Raw genomic sequence first — 18,995 nt, 5'->3', positions numbered from 1 at the left:
GGGCTAGCGTAGGCGGTCGTGGACGGCGAGCAGGTTCGGGAGTGGGACGGGCGGGCCCTGACGAGCGTTCCCGAGCCGCCCGGCAGCTCCCTGGACGCGGCCGACTCCTGGCTGGTGGACGAGGGACGGGTCCGCGGGCTCGACCTGCACCGCGAGCGGTTCGAGGCCTCCGTCGCTTCGGCGGGCGGGCACCCGGACGTCGAGCCGTTCCTCCACGCCGCGATCGCCGCCCTGCCCCGCGAGGGCCGCTCCTTCCCCCGCGTCGAGCTCTCGGGAGGCGCCCTGCGGCTCCGGCTGCGATCCGCCCCGCCGACGACCCGCTCCGTGGTGCTGTGGACGAGCCCCGTGGATCCGCGCCGGACACCGTCCTGGAAGGGGCCGGACATCGCACGTCTCGCCCTCCTGCGGACGCGCGCGCACGCCGCGGGAGCGGACGAGGCCGTGCTGCTCGACGCCGAGGGCGCCGTCATCGACGGAGCGAGCAGCGCGATCCTGTGGTGGCTGGGCGACGCGCTGGTCGTCCCTCCGGCGACGAGCACCCGCGTGCGCAGCGTGACGGCTCGGACCGTCTCGGTGCTCGCCGGCGCGCTCGGCGTGGACGTGATCGAGGCCCCGGCCGAGCCGGAGTCGCTCGAGGGCCGTGAGGTCTGGACGGCCAACGCCCTGCACGGTCTCCGGCTGGCGACCGCCTGGGCGGACGGACCGGCGCTCGCCGCGGAGCCGGGCCGCCTGGACGCCTGGCGGAAGCGGCTGGACGCTCTCAGGCGGCCCCTCCCTGCGCTCTGACCCGCGGAGGACCTCAGCTCCCACGCGTCCCCCCCAGACGGAGGGCCCCCGTTCCGGTCGCACTCGTGCGTCCGCCGTGCGAGCATCGAGTACCCCCTCTTCCGGCCCCCGCCGGCCACTCGAGAAAGTCCTGCGATGACGCGTTCCCCCTCCTCCCGCCCCCTCGCCTCCGGGCTGATCGCGCTCGTCGCGACCGGTGCCCTGCTCTTCGGCGCGACCCCGGCCCTCGCCGCGGAGAACCCGCAGAAGCCACTGTCCTCCTCCGAGGAGGCGCCGACCGGCCTCGCTCCCGCGAGCGAGTCGCCCGAGGCCGCCCAGCAGACCGCCCGCGCGGCCGTCAGCTACTACAACGCCCTCGTCGGCGGCGAGGAGCTGGCCGCCGGACAGCGGATCGTCTCGGGCACGAACGGCTACTCGTTCCGGATGCAGACCGACGGCAACGCGGTGGTCTACGACCCGCAGGGCCGCCCCACCTTCGCGACGAACACCCAGGGCCGCGGCGACCACCTGGTCATGCAGACCGACGGCAACATGGTCGTCTACTCCGCCAAGGGCGGCCCCGTGTGGAGCACGAACACGATCAACGAGGCGGGAGCCTCGGTGATCATGCAGCCCGACGGCAACCTCGTCGTCTACCGCGAGAACGGCTCGCCCGCCTGGGCGAGCAGCGTCCGCCGCGTCATCGCCGAGCCGGTGACCGACACGCTGTTCACGGAGCAGACCCTCCGCCCCGTCCACCAGCTCACCTCTGCCGACGGCCGCTTCAGCGCCGTCATGCAGAACGACGGCAACTTCGTCCGCTACGGCCCCCAGGGCGCCGTCTGGGGCACCGGCACCGGCGGCTCCGGCAACCGCATCACCATGCAGAAGGACGGCAACGCCGTCATCTACGGCTCCGACGGCTCCGTCAAGTGGTTCTCGGGCACGCGCGGCAAGGACCTCCGCCTGGGCATCAACAACGCCGGCTCGCTGATCATCGTGAACCCGTCCGACGACGTGATCTGGACCAGCCAGGCCGCCTTCCCCTCGACCACCCTCTACGCGGCGAACTCGCTCGAGGCGGGCAGCTTCCTCCGCTCCGCGAACGGCGTCTACCGAGCGGTGATGCAGGCGGACGGCAACTTCGTCGTCTACGGCAAGAACGGCCCGATCTGGGCGTCGAAGACCACCCGCGCAGGCGGCTTCTTCGCCATCGACACCAGCGGGCAGATCGCCGTGGGCACCGAGACGACGAGCGGATGGTCGGTCGTCCCGCCCGCCGCGTCGGTCGGCCCCTACAAGCTCGTCATGCAGGACGACGGCAACCTCGTCGAGTACGACAGCCGCCGCGCGATCTGGGCCAGCCGCGGCTGACGCCCCTCCGCCACGACGCCCCCTGGTCCCCGGACCGGGGGGCGTCGTCGTCTCCCCCGCCGTGGGACGATTCCCCCGACCCCGCCGCCCTCCCCGACAGGACCCCTGCGATGACGCACCTCCCCTCCGGCCGCTCCCTGACCGCCTCCCTCGCGGCGCTCGCCGCCACGGGCGCGCTCCTGCTGGGCTCGCTGCCCGCCTCCGCGGTCGAGGCCCCGCCCTCGGCGTCCTCCGCCGTCGCCTCCGCCGCGGTCCTCCGTGCCGGCGAGCAGCTCGCGCGCGGCGAGCGGCTGGTGTCCCCCGACGGCGCCTCCTCCCTCGTGATGCAGACCGACGGCAACGCCGTGGTCTACGCCGCCGGCGGCCGTCCCACCTGGGCCTCGGGCACGCAGGGGCGCGGCGACAGCCTGCGGATGCAGGACGACGGCAACCTCGTCGTGTACGCCGCGGACGGACGCCCGGTCTGGGCGAGCGGCACGGTGGCCGACCCCGGCGGCGAGCTGCGGATGCAGGACGACGGAAATCTCGTGATCTACCGCCGCAGCGGCTCGGCGGCCTGGGCCAGCAGCATCGGCGGCCGGATCGACGAGCCGCGCACCGACACCCTCCGCCGTGGCGGCACCCTCTACGCGGGGAACCGGCTCGCCACCCCGGGAGGCACCACGGCGGTGATGCAGGCGGACGGCAACCTCGTCGTCTACGGGCAGGGCGGGGCTCTCTGGGCGAGCGGCACCCGCGGCCGGGGCAACGTCCTCCGGATGCAGGACGACGGGAACGCCGTGGTCTACACCGCGGACGGCGCGCCCGTCTGGGCCTCGGACACGTCCGGCGAGCCGGGCGCCACGATGGTCCTCCGCGAGGGCGATCTCCGGATCGCGGACGACTCCGGCGTCCTCTGGAGCAGTGCCGCGCTCGTCGTGCGCGACTCGCTCTCCCCGAGCGGCCTCGTCGTCGCGGGCACGCGGCTGACCTCGGCGAGCGGGCAGTGGCGGGCCGAGATGCAGCGCGACGGCAACTTCGTCGTCTACGGGCCGAACGGCGCGGACTGGGCGACGAACACCTCCTCCGCCTCCGGTGCCGCCTTCTCGATGAGCTCCGAGGGCCGGCTCGACGTGGCCGACTCCCGGATCCTCTGGCTGCGGTTCCCGAGGATCTCCTTCGGCATCGGCCAGAGCGGCGTCGTCGCGCCCTACCGCCTCGTGCTGCAGGACGACGGCCGCCTCGTCGAGTACGACGGCATCGGACGGGCCGTCTGGGCCAGCCGGGGCTGACGCGCGACGCATGATGGAGGGGTGAGCGACCCCGGCGACTTCATCCGCTCGGCCCTGGAGTACGAGGGCGACGTCTGGCGCGCGCAGGACGTGCGCGAGCGCCTGGGAGCAGGGCTCGACTCGACAGGCGCCTCGGTCGGGGCGGTCCGCGGCACCGTCCGCGACGCCCTGAGGAAGTTCCGCTCGCTCGAGCACGACGACGTGACAGCCCTCTCCTCCGAGCTGTGGGAGCCGGCGGTGTTCGAGCCGCGGCTGGCGGCCGTCGTGCTGCTGCAGTCCCGAGCCGAGTGGCTGCGCGGCTCCGACCTCACCCGGCTCGAGGGCTTCGTCCGCGACTCCCGCGTGGACGAGCTGAGCGACCCGCTGGCCCGCGACGTCGTCGCTCCGCTCCTGGCCGGGCTGCTTGGTGCGGCGCGGACCCGGGCGGACGCGGTCCTCGACCGCTGGGAGGCGGAGGGCGGGCGCCTGGCGCGCGCGGCCTCCCTGGCGCGGGCCTCGGTCCCGACGGAGCACGGCTGAACGGCCGCTCGGACCGGCCGCCCCGCGGAGCCGGACGCCTGCTCAGGTGGCCCGGTACTCCTGAGCCGCCGTGCCGTCCGCCACCCGGATCCGCGTGTCGAACTCCAGGCCCGGATCGACCCGGTGCGCGATCAGGACCACCGTCCGCCCCTCGGCGGCGCGGAGCAGATCCCCGAGCAGGGCGTCGGCCACGGGAGCGTCCACCGACGCCGTCGGCTCGTCCAGCACCAGGACGCGGAAATCGGCCAGGAGTGCGCGTGCGAGGGCGATCCGCTGAGCCTGGCCGCCCGAGACGAGCGAGCCCCGCTCCCCCACCCGCGCGTCGAGCCCACCGCGTGCAGCAAGCCAGGGGCCGAGCCCGACCCGCTCCAGCACCGCCTCGAGCACGGCGGCGTCGGCCTCGGGCCGCGCGAAGAGGAGGTTCTGCCGGATCGTGTCGTCGAAGAGGTACGGCTGCTGCTCCACGAGTCCGACCCGCTTCCGCACCTCCGCCTGCGGCAGCGTCCGCGCCTCGACCCCGCCCAGGAGGTAGCTGCCGGAGTGGTCGAGGAAGCGCACCAGAGCGTGCGCGAGCGTGGTCTTCCCGGACCCGCTGCCGCCGGTGACGAGGACGCGCGCACCCTCCGGCAGGTCGAGCGAGACGCCCCGCAGCGCGGGCGTGTGCGCGCCGGGCCAGCTCACCGACAGGTCGCGCAGGACGATGCCGGCGCCCCGGGGAGCCGAGGCGTCCGGGTCCACGTCCGCGTCGGTCGCGAGCGCCGGCGACGCCGCCTCGGCGTCCAGATCAGCCAGGCGCTGAGCGCTCGAGAGCGCGGTGCGCGCCGCCTGCACGGCGAGCGGCGCGGCGGCGGCGACCTCGAACACCGCGAGCGGCACGAGCGCGACGACACCCAGCGCCGGACCGCCGAGGTCGCCGATCACCGGGATCCCCAGCGCGAGGCCCGCCCAGACCGCACCACCCGAGCACAGGGCGAGGACGGCCGCGGCCAGTCCGGCGGAGGCCGCCCGTCGACGCGCCGCCCGGGCGAGCGACTCCTCCGCGCGTGCCACGTCCGCCAGAGCGTCACCCGCCGCATCGAAGGCGATGAGCACGTCGAGGCGGGTGACCAGCAGGTTGAGGCGCTCGGCGAGCTCCCCGCGCAGCGGCGCCAGCTCGCGGTCCGCCTGCGCGGAGAGCCGGCCGGCGCCCAGAGCCCCGCCGGCGAAGGCGAGGACGAGCAGCGCCAACAGCACGGCGCCCATCGCCGGCAGCATCAGCCAGACGCCGACCACGGAGACCGCAGCGACCAGCGCCGCGACGACCAGCGGCTGCACGACGCGCAGCGGCACGTCCTGCTGGGCGTCGACGTCCGCCACCACCCGGGAGACCAGATCGCCGCGGCGCACGCGGCCCAGCCCGTCCGGCGCGACCGGCACCAGGCGCTCGTAGACGCCCGCCCGGAGCTCCGCGAGCGCGCGGAAGGCGGCGTCGTGGCCGGTCAGCCGCTCGAGGTAGCGGAAGAAGGCCCGCGCCAGCGCGAAGGCCCGCACGCCCACGACGGCCATGGAGAGGAACAGGATCGGCGGCTGATCGGCCGCGCGGACGATCAGCCAGGCGGAGCAGGCCAGCAGCGCCACGACGGCGGAGGAGGAGAGCAGCCCGAAGGACAGACCCGGCAGGAAGCGGCGCGGCCCGGGCATCGCGGCGCGGAGGACGTCGGAGCGGTTCACCTCGCGACCGCCTCCGCCGGCGCCAGGGCGATCACGGCGTCGGCCGCCGCGACGGTCGCGGGCCGGTGGCTGGCGACGACGACGATCGTCCCGCTCTCCGCCAGCGACCTGAGTCCGGCGAGCAGCGCCCGCTCGGACTCGTCGTCGAGGGCGGCGGTCGGCTCGTCCAGGGCCAGCACCGCGCACCCGCGCTCGAGCAGGCGGTGCACAGCGCGGGCGACGGCGACACGGGCGCTCTGCCCGCCCGAGAGGCCCGTCCCCTCGGCGTCGAGCCGGCGCTCGGGGTCCACGTCGACGGCGGCGATCGCCAGGGCCCGCCGCACGCGCTCGGGGTCCGGCGAGAGTGCTCCGAGCCCGACGGCGGAGGCGACGCTCCCCGGGAGAAGGTCGGGCCGCTGGCCCGCCCAGGCGAGCGTCGACCGCAGATCCGCGACCGGCGACCCGCCGAGCAGCAGCGTGCCCGAGAAGGGCACGAAGCCCGCGAGCGCGGCGATCAGCGTCGACTTCCCGGACCCGCTGGGCCCGGTCACCACGGTGATCGACCCGACGGGGAGCACCGCGTCGACAGGAGCGAGCGTCCGCCCGCGTCCGTCGTCGACCGCGAGACCCCGCAGCTCGAGCGCCCCCGTCGCCGCCGGGGCCTTCCCGCGAGCGGGCAGGGCCGCCGCGCGCTCGAGGACGGCGAAGGCGCGGTCCGCCGCCTGCACCCCGTCCGCCGCCGCATGGAACTCGGCACCGACCTGGCGCACCGGCAGGAACACGTCCGGCGCCAGCACCAGGACGAACAGCCCGACGGCCAGCCCCAGCGAGCCGTCGACGAGCCGCAGCCCGATCGAGACGGCGACCAGCGCGACCGAGAGCGAGCCGGCGAGCTCCAGCACGAAGCCGCTGACGAAGGTCACCCGCAGCACCTTCATCGTGTGCACGCGGTAGTCCTCGGTCAGCGCGCGGATCCGCGTCGCCTGCCGCTCGGCCCGCCCGAAGATCTTGAGTGTTGCGAGGCCGCCGACGGTGTCGACGAAGCCGGACGCGAGCGCCTGCAGCCGCTCCCACTGCCGCGCCTGCACGGCCTGGGTCGCCCAGCCGATCAGCACCATGAACACCGGGATGAGCGGCAGGGTCACCACCAGGAACACCGCGCTGAGCGGATCGGCGAGGAAGACCACGAGTGTCAGGAGCGGCGTCGCCACCGCGGTGGCGATCAGCTGCGGGAGGTAGCGGGCGAAGTAGCCGTCGAGGGAGTCCAGTCCGCCGCCCAGCAGCGCGACGACCCCGCCCGAGCCCCCTTCGGAGCGGCCCGCCGGGCCGAGCTCGACCAGTGCGGCGAGGACCGCCTGCCGCAGCTGCGCCTTCGCTCCTGCTCCTCCGCGCACCGCGTTCACCTCGGTCGCCCAGGCGAGAGCCGCCCGCGCCGCGACGACCGCGAGCAGGGCGGCCAGCAGCGGCGCGAGATCGTCGGCGCTCCTCCCGTCGACCGCACCGGCCACCAGCTGCGCCACGAGCCACGCGAAGGCGACGATCGCCAGGGTCCTCGCCAGCGCGAGCACCCCGCCGAGCAGGAGGAACACGCGGGCCGCCCGGGCGTAGCGGAGCAGGCGCGGATCGAGGGGCTTCACGTCAGTGGGCGTCGACCGGGATGTGCGCGCGGCTGATGCGCTTGCGGAAGATCCAGTAGGTCCAGGCCTGGTAGCCGACGATGAGCGGCACGAACACCAGGGCGGTCCAACTCATGACCGTCAGCGTATAGGGCGTGCTGGAGGCGTTCTCGATCGTCAGCCCGTAGGCGGGGACGTTCGAGGCCGGCATAACCGCGGGGAACAGCGTCGCGAAGAGGGCGAGCACGGCGAGCGCGATGGTGCCGGCCAGCAGCGCGAAGGCGCGTCCCTCCCGGCCCCGCGTGATGGCGAGCCAGCCGCCGACGAGGGTCGCGGCCGCGCCCGCCGAGAGCGCCCAGGAGGCGGTGCTCCCCTGGCCGAGGTTGGTCCAGGCCAGGAAGACCGCGGCGACGACCACGGTGAGCAGCCCCGCGCGGGTCGCCAAGCGGCGCGCACGCTCGCGGATCTCCCCCTCCGTCTTCAGGGCGACGAAGACGACTCCGTGCGTGAAGAAGAGCAGGAGGGTCGTCGCTCCGCCCAGCAGGGCGTAGGGGTTCAGCAGGTCCAGGACGGTGCCGGTGAAGTTGTGGTCGGCGTCCATCGGGACGCCCTGCACGATGTTCGCGAAGGCCACGCCCCAGAGGAAGGCGGGCACCGCGGAGCCGACGACGATCATCGTGTCGAAGCGCCGCTTCCACTGCGCCTCCGGACGCTGGTGACGGTACTCGAACGAGACGCCGCGGGCGATCAGCGCGAGCAGGATGAGCAGAAGCGGCAGGTAGAACCCGCTGAAGAGCGTGGCGTACCACTCCGGGAACGCGGCGAACAGGGCGGCGCCGGCGACGATCACCCACGTCTCGTTCAGGTCCCACACCGGGCCGATCGTGTTGATCAGCACGCGGCGGTCGGTGTCGTCGCGCCCGAGGAACGGGAGCGACATGCCGACGCCGAAGTCGAACCCGTCGAGGACGAAGTAGCCGATGAAGAAGAAGGCGACGATCCAGAACCAGAGAACGGCGAGATCCATGAGGGGTGCCTCCTAGTAGACGGTGCCGACGAGCTGCGGGCGACCGCTCTCCTCGTCGACCTCGGGAGCGTCGTCGGGGCCGGCCTGCGCGGCCCGCTTGATCAGGCGGAACTCGACCACGGCGAGCGTGCCGTAGATCGCGGTGAAGGCGAGCAGCGAGATCAGGACCTCGACGCCGCTCACTCCGGGCGAGACTCCGTCGGCTGTCTTCAGCAGCCCGAAAACGAGCCACGGCTGGCGGCCCATCTCGGTGAAGACCCAGCCCACGATCATCGCCATCAGCGGCAGCGGGGCGGCCCAGATCGCGACCTTCCACATCCACTGCTTCGGCTCGCGGCCCTTCCGGGTGAACCAGAGGCCGGCCGCGGCCACGCCGATGGCCAGGACGCCGAGGGCCATCATCCAGCGGAACGACCAGTAGGTGACCCAGATGATCGGCGTGTAGTCGCCGGGTCCGTAGACCTGGGTGTACTGCGCCTGGAGGTCGTTGATGCCCTCGACCGTGCCGGTGAAGGTGTGCGTCGAGAGGAAGGAGAGCAGGTAGGGGATGCGGATCGAGAACAGCTCGCTCGAGCCGTCCGGCGTGCCCCAGGTGAAGACGGAGAAGGAGGCGTCGACGCCCGTGGAGGTCCTGTAGAGCGCCTCCGCGGCCGCCATCTTCATCGGCTGCGTGTCGACCATCGCGAGGCCGAGCGAGTCGCCGGTGAACAGGGTCAGGCCGCCGCTGACGAGCATCATCCAGGCGCCGAACCTCAGCGCGGGGCGCATGGTCTCGAGGTGCTGGTTCCGCGAGAGGTGGTAGGCCGCGACGCTGATGATGACGGCGGCCGAGACCATGAAGCAGGCGAAGATCGTGTGCGGGAACGCGGCGAGCGCGACCTTGTTGGTGAGGAGCGCCCAGATGTCGGTGAGCTCCGCGCGGCCCTTGCTCTCGTTGATGCGGAAGCCGACCGGGTTCTGCATGAACGCGTTCGCGGCGATGATGAAGTAGGCCGAGAGCGTGGTGCCCAGCGTGGTCAGCCAGATGGTGGCCAGGTGCAGCTTCTCGGGCAGCTTGTCCCAGCCGAAGATCCAGAGGCCGATGAAGGTGGCCTCGAGGAAGAAGGCGAGCAGGCCCTCGAACGCCAGCGGGGCCCCGAAGACGTCGCCGACGAAGCGGGAGTAGTCGCTCCAGTTCATCCCGAACTGGAACTCCTGGACGATCCCGGTCACGACGCCCATCGCGAAGTTGATCAGGAAGAGCTTCCCGAAGAACTTCGTCAGCTGCAGGTAGTGCACCTTCCCGGTGCGCACCCAGCAGGTCTGGAAGATCGCGACGGTGAGCGCCATGCCGATCGTGAGCGGCACGAACAGGAAGTGGTAGATCGTCGTCAGACCGAACTGCCATCTCGACAGCAGGAGCGGGTCCAGGAGTTCGTTCACAGCTCCGAGAGTAGGTCGGCGGAAGGGGTCCGACGGCCTTCGATCCCAGTACTGGGGCGGATGTGCGGCCTTCCGCGAGCTCCTGGCGGCACCCTTTCCGGGGTGGCCCCGGACGCCCCTCCGAGCGCTCCCGCCGACCGGTCACTCGACGTCGAGACAGTCCCTCTCGACGTCGAGGCAGTCCACCGCGCGGCGACTGCCGAGCGGGGCTCGCCTCCGTCGGACGCGCCGCCGCCGGCCTCTCGACGCCGAGCGATCAGGCGGGCGACGGAGCGCTGAGACTTCCTCTCACGGGCCTTCAGCGGATTCCCAGGCGCACATCCGCGAGATCGGCTCTGGGAATCCGTTCACCGCGCGACGCATCGACGGACTCGCCCGGCGAAGAGACTCCCGGGGCCGATGCCGAGGCGCCGTCGGCGGGCGCCCCGCGGTCAGCCGGCGTCGACGCGAGAGCGGGAGCCGGAGAACCAGGCGGGCGCCTGGAAGCCGTACTTCAGCACGGGCAGGTCGCGGGTGAGGCGCCAGTAGCCCAGTGCGGCCGCGACGCCGATCCCGCAGACCAGGAGCGGCACGACCGGCCCGATGACGTCGAGCCAGCGCTCTCCGTCGAAGAGCAGCAGGGCGCTCGTGGCGAGCGAGACGAAGAGGACGTGCACCACGTACACCGGGAGCGTGTTGCGGCCGATGAAGGTGATCCAGCCCGCGCCGCGCCGGTTCGAGAGGAAGCGGGCGACCACGAGCCCGGCGAGGACCGCCAGCACGCTCACCAGGACCAGCCCGATCGTCAGCAGCGGGAAGCGGGCGCGGACGGCGAGGATCACGCCGGCGAGCACGAGGAACAGCACGCCGAAGCCGACTCCGCTGAGGATCCCGCGGCGCTCCACGAACGCGATCACCGCGTTCCGCAGGTAGAGGCCGAGCAGGAAGAACATCAGGTAGCGGGCCATGCCGTCCCAGGCGATGTTCCCGGTGCCCTCGGAGGTGCTGGAGCGGACGGCGTACCAGACCACGGCGATCGCGGTCGCGATGCCGATCTGCACCCGCCAGTCGATCCGGCCCTGCGCGAGCTTGGCGGCCACGAAGAAGATCGTGAGCGCGTAGAGGAACCAGAGCCCGTTGTGCGGCATCACCGGCTGGAGGAGCAGCGCGAGCGGGTCGGACTCGTCGGTGCCGCCCGGGTTGGGCACCACCAGGAAGAAGAGGAACCGCACCACGGACCAGAGCAGGAAGGCCCAGACCAGCAGGCTCAGCCGCGAACGCCAGAGCTCCGGCCACGACCGGGTGAGCACGGAGCCGGCGAACAGCCCCGAGGCGAGGAAGAACAGCGGCATCCGGAAGGTGATGAGGAGGAGGTTGATCTCGTTCCACGAGTCGGGGGCGATCCCGGCCGTCGTGGTCCACTGCACGGAGTGGGCCAGGGCGACCAGGATGATCGCGATGCCCTTCGCCGTGTCCACCCAGGTGATGCGTGCGCGTGCCATGAGTCCTCGTCGTGATCGTCCATCGGAAGTCGGCCGGCGGCGACGATGGCGATGGCGATGTGCAAGTGTCGCACGGCTGTGCATCCTCTGTGATGTTCTGCGCGGATCCGATCACGGCGATCCGGTGACGGAGAGACGGCCACCGGGTGCGCGGGTCCTCGGACGGCCTCCTCGTGGACGACGCGCCCCCGCCGATGCCGGAGGATCGAGCCATGACTCGAGCGACGCCCTCCGGCTCCGCCCCCGGCCCCCGCCGCATCCGCCTCCGCCTCCTGGTCGCGCTGCTGGTGCTCGCGCTGGTCCTCGCCGGCGCGGGCATCGCCCTCTCGCTCGCCTCGCGGAGCGGAGGCGCGGGCGCTCCGGCCGCGAGCTCCCCCGACCCCGGCCCGACCTCCTCCGTCGACATGGCCGAGCGCGTCGCCGGTCTCGAGAAGCGCTTCGCCGCCGGGTTCCCGCAGCACAGCATCGTCCTCACGGGCAGCTCCACGATCGGCCGCTGGACGACCTCCAAGGAGGACCTGCGTCCGCTCGAGACCTACAACATCGGGATCGGCGGCACGACCGTCGCCGATCACCTCGCGTGGCTGGACCGCATGGTCGCCCCCTTCGATCCCCGCGCCGTGATCGTGTACGTGGGAGCGAACGACATCAGCGGCGAGGAGGGCTCGCGCACCGGCGCCCAGACCGCCGGCGCCGTCGTCGAGTACCTCCAGCGCGTGGAGGAGGTCGCCCCCGACGCCGAGCTGTTCTACGTCGAGATCGCGGAGACGCCCGCCCGCGCCTCCGTCGGCGCCGAGGTCCGCGCCGCCAACACCGCGGTCAGCGCCTACGCCGAGACGGACGACCGCGTCACCTTCGTCCCCACCGCCGACGCGCTCGTCACCTCCGACGGCTCTGTCGACCCCTCCCTCTTCGTCGACGACGGCCTGCACTTCGACGAGGCCGGCTACGCCCGGTTCTCGGAGGCGGTCCGCGCGGTGGTCCTGCCCGCTCTGGAGTGAACCGGCGGGCCGACGCACTGCAGCCCCGCTCGACGTGAGCGGCCCGGGGACACCGCGCCCGGAGCCCCCAGCGTTGACCCTGAAGGGGGACACGGCCCCTCCGCCGCGCGCGCCTATCCTGGCCCCGCGTCATCGCCGACAGCGCCCTCTGCACCGCCGCAGACCGCCGCTCGCTCAGCAGCGCCGACCGTCTCGGAGTCACCGATGCCCCGCTCGAGGATCCGCCCCCGCGGTCTCGCCCTGCTCACCGTCCTGGCGATCACGGCCGCCGCGCTCGTCGCCGGGCCCGCGGGTCCGGCGTCCGCCGCTCCCGTCGTGCCCGCCGGCTTCACCGACTCGCGGGTGGCGGCCGTCCCCGCGCCGACCGCCCTCGCCTTCACGACCGACGGGCGCACCCTCGTCTCCTCGCAGACCGGCGCGATCCGGGTGATCCGCGCTGGCGGCCTGGTCGCCACCCCGGCCCTCGATCTGCGCTCGAAGGTCTGCGCCAACGGCGAGCGCGGCGTGCTCGGCCTCGCGGTCGACCCGGCACCGGGATCGCGCACCGTCGTCGTCTACTACACCGCGAAGGGCTCCGACTCCTCCTGCCCGACCAATGCCGGGGGCACGGTGAACCCCGCGGGAGCCCCGCGCAACCGCGTCTCCTCGTTCCAGCTCGGCACCGACGACCGCATCGACCCGGCCTCCGAGCGCGTCCTCCTCGACGGCATCTACTCCCCCGCGAGCAACCACAACGGCGGCGACCTCGCCATCGGGAAGGACGGCCTGCTCTACGTCAGCGTCGGCGACGGCGGCTGCGACTACCGCGGCGGAGTCGGCTCGCCGGGCGGCAGCGGCTGCGGCGGCCGGAACGACGCCGCCCGCGACCCGAACATCCTGAACGGCAAGATCCTCCGGATCACCCTCACCGGGGGCGTCCCGGCCGGCAACCCCTACCTGGGCACCGGGACCGCCTCCTGCCGGCTCGCCCCGGCCGCCGCGGGCGTCCGCTGCCGCGAGACGTTCGCGAGCGGCCTGCGCAATCCGTTCCGGATGGCCTTCGACCCGAACGCGACCGGCACCGTCTTCCGCATCAACGACGTGGGCCAGGACGCCTGGGAGGAGATCGACCAGGGCGTCGCCGGCGCCGACTACGGCTGGAACACCCGTGAGGGCCACTGCGCGAAGACCGGCTCGGCCTCGAACTGCGGAGCCGCGGCGCCCGCCGGGCTCACCGACCCGGTCCACGACTACGCGCACAGCAGCGGCTGCGCCTCGATCACGGGCGGCGCCTACGTCCCCCGCGGCGTCTGGCCGGCCGCCTACGACGGCGCGTACCTCTTCGGCGACTACGTGTGCGGGAAGATCCGGACCCTCGGCCGCACCGGCGCGGCCGGCGACCTCGTGACCGGCCTCGGCGGCAGCAGCGCCGTCGCCATGGCCTTCGGCCCCTCGCGCGGGACCCAGGACCTCTTCTACACCAGCTACGCGAACGGCGGCGAGGTCCGGCGCCTCGCCTACACCGCCGCGGCGAACCGCGCCCCGACCGCGGCCCTCACCGCCGCCCCCTCCTCCGGCGCGGCTCCTCTCGCCGTGCGGCTGAACGGCTCGGGCAGCAGCGACCCGGAGGGCGGTGCCCTGACCTACCTGTGGTCGTTCGGCGACGGCACCCCCGACCGCATCACGACCGGCCCGACCTTCACCCACAGTTACGCCGCCGGCAGCTGGACCGCGTCCCTCCGCGTCCGCGATCCGAAGGGAGCCGTCTCCGCCCCCGCGACGACGAGGATCACCTCGGGCGACAGTGCCCCGACGGTGAGCATCACCGCACCCGCCGACGGAGGGATGTTCGTCACCGGCCGGAGCTACGGCCTCCGCGCCACGGCGACCGACGCCGAGGACGGCGTCCTGCCCGCCTCGGCGCTCACCTGGACCGTCCAGCGCCGCCACGCTCAGCACACGCATCCCTTCCTCGGGCCGCTGACGGGGAACGACCTCTCCTTCGTCGCCCCCGGCCCGGAGGACCTCGCCGCCGCCGCGGACAGCGACCTCCTGATCAGCGTCACCGCGACTGACTCGAGCGGAGTGTCGACGACGGCGACGCGGACGTTCTCCCCGCAGAAGGTGTCCGTCACCCTGGCCACCGCTCCCGCCGGCCGGACGGTCGTCGTCAACGGCACCGAGGTCGCCGGAGGCACGACCGTCGTCTCGTGGGCGGGCTCGGCCCTCCAGCTGGAGGTCCCGGACCAGACCGACGCGTCGGGCACGGCCTACCGGTTCTCGTCCTGGTCGGACGGCGGCGCCGCCTCGCACAGCGTCGTCACTCCCGGGAGCAGCACCACGCTGACCGCGACCCTCGTCTCCGCCGGGCTCCCCGGCGCTCCGACCGCCGTCACCGCCTCGGCGGGCTCGGACGGCACGGCGACGCTCGCGTGGTCGCCCCCCGCGGGGACCGGCGGCTCGGCGGTCACCGGCTACCGGGTGTCGCGCGACGGTTCCGACACGAGCGGAGCCGGAGCCTGGAGCGCCGTGGTCGCCGCGACCAAGCGCTCGCAGACCTTCACGAAGCTGGTCCCGGGCCGCAGCTACACCCTCTCGGTGCAGGCGGTCACGGCGAACGGCACCGGCCCGGCGGCCTCCGCGCTCGTCGCCGTCCCCTGACCGCCCGGCGTCCACCGGCCTCCCGGGCGCAGCCCTGCCGCCGCCCAGCCGTGCGCCCCTACGATCGAGCCATGCCGAGCATCCGGAGCCGCCGTCGGCCCCAGCCCCCGATCGAGTCCCCGGCGGGCGGGGGCGCCCGGTGAACGACACCCTCACCGGGATCCTGGACTTCGTCGTCAGCGTCCCCCCGGTCTGGCGGACGCTCCTCGCCGGACTCGCGATCTTCTTCGAGACCACGATCCTGGCGGGCCTCGTCGTCCCCGGCGACACGATCGTGATCGTCAGCGCGACCGGCGTGACCAGCCCGCTGCAGTTCGCGGCGCTGGCCGTCACGGTCGTCATCGGCGCCCTCTGCGGCGAGTCCGTCGGCTTCTACCTCGGCCGCTGGTTCGGGCCGCGGATCCGCGCGTCGCGCCTGGGACGCCGGCTCGGCGAGAAGAACTGGCTGAAGGCCGAGCGCTACCTCGCGCGGCGCGGCGGGTTCGCCGTGTTCCTCTCGCGCTTCCTGCCGGTGCTGCACTCGCTGATCCCGCTGACGGTGGGGATGAGCGGGATGCGCTATCGGACCTTCATGGCCTGGACGATCCCGGCGTGCGTGCTCTGGTCGTCCGCCTACGTCGGCGTCGGCGCGGCCGCGGCGGGCAGCTACCGGGAGCTCTCGGAGAGCCTGCACGGCGCCGGCTACGTCTTCGTGGGCGTCATCGTCGTCTTCGCCCTGCTCGTGCTCCTCGGGAAGAAGCTCCTGAACAGAGCGGAGGCGCGTCACCTCGACGAGTGACGCGCCTCCGGGCGTGGATCCGGGGAGGATCAGTCGACGAGACCCGCCGACTTCAGCCACTCGCCCGCGATCGCGGACGCGGACTTCTGCTCGTTGACGCTCTCGGAGTTGAGGGCGACGAGGTCGTCCGCCGTGAGCTTCGCGCTGACCGCGTTCAGCACCTCGGCCGCGTCGTCCGTGATCTTGCTCGAGACGATCGGCACGACGTTGTCGGCCACGAACAGTCCGTCCGGGTCCTCGAGAGCGACGAGGTCGTTCTTCTGGATGTTCGGGTCGGCCGTGTAGACGTTCGCCAGCTGGATCTGGTCGCTGGTGAGCGCGTCGACGGTGGTCGATCCGCCGCTGTCCTCGATCGCCTGGAAGGTGGTCGTGATGCCGTACTTCGACTGCAGGGTGTCGGGCCCGTAGGGGCGCGTCTGCAGCTCGGAGTTGCCGCCGACCACGATCGGGTCGGTGACGTTCTTGAGCGACGCGATGTCGGTCAGGTCCCACTTGTCGGCGAAGGCCTGGGTGACGGTGTACGAGTTCTGGTCGCTGGCCTCAGCGGCGTCGAGGGCGCGGAGGCCGTCGGGCAGCGCGTCGCCGAGCGCGGAGTACACGTCGTCGGCGGTGGTGGCCGTCGCGTCGGGCTCGAGCGCCTGCAGGAGGCTGCCGTCGTACTCCGGGAAGACGTCGATGGATCCGCTCTCGATCTCGGGCAGGTAGATCTCGCGCTGGCCGATGCGCAGCTGGCGGTCGACGGTGAAGCCGTCGTTCTCCAGCGCCTGCGCGTAGATCTCGGCGAGGATCTCGTTCGAGTAGTAGTCCTGCGAGCCGACCACGATGGTCTCGCTGCCCGCAGTCGCACCCGATCCCTCATCGAGCGGATCGCTCGAGGAACACCCTGCCAGTGCCACGACGGCACCGACCGCGAGTGCGCTGAGCGCGACACGGCCCTTCGTGAAATGTGCTGTGAACATTGCTATTTCCCTTCTTCGATGGGGATTCCCATCACCGCGCGTCGTCGGGGCGACGAAGCGCGGGAACCTGTGCGGCCGGCGGTGCCGGCCAGGCCGAGCACGACTCCGCGCGGCACGGCGAGCCGCTGGAGGAGGGCGAAGAGGACCTCGCTGAGGAGCGTCAGCACGATCACCAGGATCGAGCCGGCGAGCATCTGCGGGTAGTCCCCCGACTTCACTCCGCGGAAGATGTACTGCCCGAGGCCGCCGGCGCCGATGTAGTCGGCGAGCGTGGCGGTCGCGATGATCTGCAGCGCCGCCGAGCGGAGCCCGCCGATCAGCAGCGGCAGCCCCAGCGGGATCTCGACCTTCGTCAGGATCTGCCACTCGGTCATGCCCATCGAGCGCGCCGCGTCGACCGTGCGGCGGTCGACCGCCTCGAGCCCGGAGTACGCGCCGGCGAGCACCGACGGGATCGCGAGCACGACGAGGGCGATCACCGGAGCGCCGAGGCCGAGCCCCAGGCTCATCGCCGCGAGGACGAGCACGCCCAGCGTCGGCAGGGCGCGCAGGCCGCCTGCGACCGGCACGGCGATGCCCTTGCCGCGCCCGGTGTGCCCGATCAGGTAGCCGATCGGGATCGCGATCGCGGCCGCGATCACGAGCACCAGCAGGCTGATGCCGACGTGCTGGGCGACACGGGTCGGGATCGCGTAGACCCCGGTCCAGTGCGCGGGGTCGGCGATCCAGGCGAAGGCCTCGGCGATGAGGTTCACGACGTCACCGCCCTCTCGACCGCGACCGGTCTGCGCGAGCGGCGCGTGCGGTCCAGAGCCGTCCAGGGCATGAGGAGACGGCCGATCAGCACCAGCAGTCCGTCGAGCACCAGCGCGAGGACGATCGTGAGGACGATGCCCGTGACGATCTCACCGGTGATGCCGCGCTGGAAGCCGTCGGTGAAGAGCAGGCCGAGGCTCTGGATCCCGAGCACCGCGCCGACCGTCACCAGGCTGACCGTGCTGACCGTGACCACGCGCAGGCCCGAGAGCAGGACCGGGCCGGCCAGCGGGAACTCGACCCGCCAGAAGCGCGCCCAGCCGGAGTAGCCCATCGCGGTCGCCGACTGGCGGACGTCGTCCGACACCGCGCCCAGTGCGTCCGAGGTGGTGCGGACCATCAGCGCGACGCCGTAGAGGGTGAGGCCCGTGATCACGTTGGCGGTCGAGCGGAGCGGGATGCCCAGCAGGACCGGCAGCAGGATGAACATGGCCAGCGAGGGGATGGCGTAGAGCACGCCGAGCCCTGTCAGCAGGGTGCCGCGGCTCCAGCGGTAGCGGTTCGCGAACCAGCCGAACGGCAGCGAGACGAGGAAGCTGAGCAGGATCGGCGGGACCGACAGGGCCAGGTGCGCCAGCAGGTTCGCGACGATCGCGTCCGTGTTGTTGACGACCCAGTTCACGCGGCGGGGCCGTCCTGCGCGCGCAGCACTCCGGTCGGGCGCCCGTCGCCGTCGACCACGATGCGGGCGCCGTCGCGCTCCTCGATCCGGAGCGAGCGCTTACCGCGGTCGGCACCGACGAAGCCGGCGACGAACTCGCTCGCGGGGTTCGCCAGGATCTCGGCGGGCGAGCCCTTCTGCGCGATCCGGCCGCCCTTCTCGAGGATGACGACCTGGTCGCCGAGGAGGAACGCCTCGTCGATGTCGTGGGTGACGAAGACCACGGTCTTGTCGAGCTCGTCCTGGAGTCGCAGGGTCTCGCGCTGCAGGTCGGCGCGCACGAGAGGGTCGACCGCGCCGAACGGCTCGTCCATCAGCAGGATGTTCGGGTCGACCGCCAGGCCGCGCGCCACCCCGACGCGCTGCTGCTGGCCGCCGGAGAGCTGGCTGGGGTACCGGGCGGCGAGCGCACGGTCCAGTCCGACCGTGTCCATCAGCTCGAGCGCGCGGGCGTGCGCCTGCTTCTTGGCGACCCCGTTCAGCCTCGGCACGGTCGCGATGTTGTCGATGACCTTGCGGTGCGGCAGGAGGCCGGAGTTCTGCATCACGTAGCCGATGCGGCGGCGGAGCGCGACGGCGGGCAGGGACGAGATGTCCTCGCCGTCGATCTCGATGGTGCCGGAGGTCGGCTCGATCATCCGGTTGATCATGCGGAGGATCGTGGTCTTCCCGCAGCCCGAGGAGCCGACGAAGACGGTCGTCTGCCGGGAGGGCAGCACGAGCGAGAAGTCGTCGACCGCCCGCGTGCCGTCCGGGTACTGCTTGCTGACGTTGCGGAACTCGATCACGAGGCCGCCCGCCGTCCGGCGGTGTGCGCGCCGATCTGTCCCTGGTCCACGACTGTGCCCGCTCTCGCTCCGCGCGTCCGGCCGTTGCACGGCCCGCGGCCCCGAACGGGGCCAGGCGGCAAGGAAAACACCAATAGCAGCCGCCTGCCAACCCGGACCGCGAAGTGTTGCGGGATGTTCCGGGAGCG

Annotated in this window: 16 protein-coding genes; 7 read left to right on the top strand and 9 right to left on the bottom strand. The window is 72.9% G+C overall.

Annotation, left to right across the window (positions count from 1 at the left end; genetic code table 11):
* Nucleotides 1–18 precede the first annotated feature (18 nt).
* From GTU71_RS03265 to GTU71_RS03250, 4 genes are all read left to right on the top strand, one after another.
* A complete protein-coding gene (locus GTU71_RS03265; protein ID WP_244230627.1) occupies nt 19–786 on the top strand; it encodes an aminotransferase class IV in 768 nt (255 codons plus the stop codon).
* Nucleotides 787–921: 135 nt separating this feature from the next.
* Complete coding sequence (locus GTU71_RS03260; protein WP_159939304.1) at nt 922–2,139, top strand: hypothetical protein; 1,218 nt, start codon at nt 922–924, stop codon at nt 2,137–2,139.
* A 110-nt stretch (nt 2,140–2,249) separates the two neighbouring features.
* On the top strand, nt 2,250–3,410 hold the full coding sequence (locus tag GTU71_RS03255) for a hypothetical protein (protein WP_159939303.1): 1,161 nt from the start codon (nt 2,250–2,252) through the stop codon (nt 3,408–3,410).
* A 21-nt stretch (nt 3,411–3,431) separates the two neighbouring features.
* Entirely contained in the window at nt 3,432–3,929 is a 498-nt protein-coding gene (locus tag GTU71_RS03250; protein WP_104233754.1) for a DNA alkylation repair protein, read from the top strand.
* A 42-nt stretch (nt 3,930–3,971) separates the two neighbouring features.
* On the opposite strand, the gene cydC is transcribed toward GTU71_RS03250, so the two are convergent.
* From cydC to GTU71_RS03225, 5 genes are all read right to left on the bottom strand, one after another.
* Nucleotides 3,972–5,639, bottom strand: a complete 1,668-nt coding sequence (cydC, locus tag GTU71_RS03245; protein WP_159939302.1) for a thiol reductant ABC exporter subunit CydC — start codon at nt 5,637–5,639, stop codon at nt 3,972–3,974.
* Nucleotides 5,636–7,255, bottom strand: coding sequence for a thiol reductant ABC exporter subunit CydD (cydD, locus tag GTU71_RS03240; RefSeq protein WP_104263597.1), 1,620 nt, complete (start codon nt 7,253–7,255; stop codon nt 5,636–5,638). The genes cydC and cydD overlap by 4 nt, the downstream gene beginning before the upstream one ends.
* A 1-nt stretch (nt 7,256) precedes the next feature.
* A complete protein-coding gene (gene cydB / locus GTU71_RS03235) occupies nt 7,257–8,261 on the bottom strand; it encodes a cytochrome d ubiquinol oxidase subunit II (RefSeq protein ID WP_104263596.1) in 1,005 nt (334 codons plus the stop codon).
* A gap of 12 nt (nt 8,262–8,273) precedes the next feature.
* Nucleotides 8,274–9,683 carry a cytochrome ubiquinol oxidase subunit I gene (locus GTU71_RS03230; protein ID WP_159939301.1) on the bottom strand — a complete coding sequence of 470 codons (1,410 nt, stop codon included), beginning with the start codon at nt 9,681–9,683 and terminating at the stop codon, nt 8,274–8,276.
* A 431-nt stretch (nt 9,684–10,114) separates the two neighbouring features.
* Nucleotides 10,115–11,164, bottom strand: coding sequence for an acyltransferase family protein (locus tag GTU71_RS03225; protein WP_104348320.1), 1,050 nt, complete (start codon nt 11,162–11,164; stop codon nt 10,115–10,117).
* Nucleotides 11,165–11,376: 212 nt separating this feature from the next.
* Here GTU71_RS03225 and GTU71_RS03220 point away from each other — a divergent pair, with 212 nt between their 5' ends.
* From GTU71_RS03220 to GTU71_RS03210, 3 genes are all read left to right on the top strand, one after another.
* Nucleotides 11,377–12,165: a GDSL-type esterase/lipase family protein gene (locus tag GTU71_RS03220; RefSeq protein WP_146083679.1), complete on the top strand. Its 789-nt coding sequence runs from the start codon at nt 11,377–11,379 to the stop codon at nt 12,163–12,165.
* A gap of 204 nt (nt 12,166–12,369) precedes the next feature.
* Entirely contained in the window at nt 12,370–14,805 is a 2,436-nt protein-coding gene (locus GTU71_RS03215) for a PQQ-dependent sugar dehydrogenase (protein WP_159939300.1), read from the top strand.
* Between the two features lie 139 nt (nt 14,806–14,944).
* The gene (locus tag GTU71_RS03210; protein WP_104223112.1) at nt 14,945–15,583 is read left to right on the top strand and encodes a DedA family protein; all 639 of its coding nucleotides are present in this window, start codon (nt 14,945–14,947) and stop codon (nt 15,581–15,583) included.
* A gap of 29 nt (nt 15,584–15,612) precedes the next feature.
* On the opposite strand, the gene GTU71_RS03205 is transcribed toward GTU71_RS03210, so the two are convergent.
* Genes GTU71_RS03205 through GTU71_RS03190 form a run of 4 tightly spaced genes read right to left on the bottom strand, consistent with a single transcriptional unit; the run spans nt 15,613 to nt 18,807 of the window.
* Nucleotides 15,613–16,542: an ABC transporter substrate-binding protein gene (locus tag GTU71_RS03205; protein WP_104223111.1), complete on the bottom strand. Its 930-nt coding sequence runs from the start codon at nt 16,540–16,542 to the stop codon at nt 15,613–15,615.
* Between the two features lie 2 nt (nt 16,543–16,544).
* Complete coding sequence (locus GTU71_RS03200) at nt 16,545–17,297, bottom strand: ABC transporter permease (RefSeq protein ID WP_104225632.1); 753 nt, start codon at nt 17,295–17,297, stop codon at nt 16,545–16,547.
* Nucleotides 17,294–17,980 (bottom strand): ABC transporter permease subunit, encoded by a 687-nt coding sequence (locus GTU71_RS03195; protein ID WP_104223109.1) that lies wholly within the window; start codon nt 17,978–17,980, stop codon nt 17,294–17,296. The genes GTU71_RS03200 and GTU71_RS03195 overlap by 4 nt, the downstream gene beginning before the upstream one ends.
* The gene (locus GTU71_RS03190) at nt 17,977–18,807 is read right to left on the bottom strand and encodes an ATP-binding cassette domain-containing protein (protein ID WP_104225631.1); all 831 of its coding nucleotides are present in this window, start codon (nt 18,805–18,807) and stop codon (nt 17,977–17,979) included. Before GTU71_RS03190 ends, GTU71_RS03195 begins: the two co-directional genes overlap by 4 nt.
* Nucleotides 18,808–18,995 lie beyond the last annotated feature (188 nt).

The sequence above is a fragment of the Rathayibacter sp. VKM Ac-2762 genome (assembly GCF_009866585.1).
GTDB lineage: Bacteria > Actinomycetota > Actinomycetes > Actinomycetales > Microbacteriaceae > Rathayibacter.
This window is presented reverse-complemented; position numbering and strand designations above follow the sequence as displayed.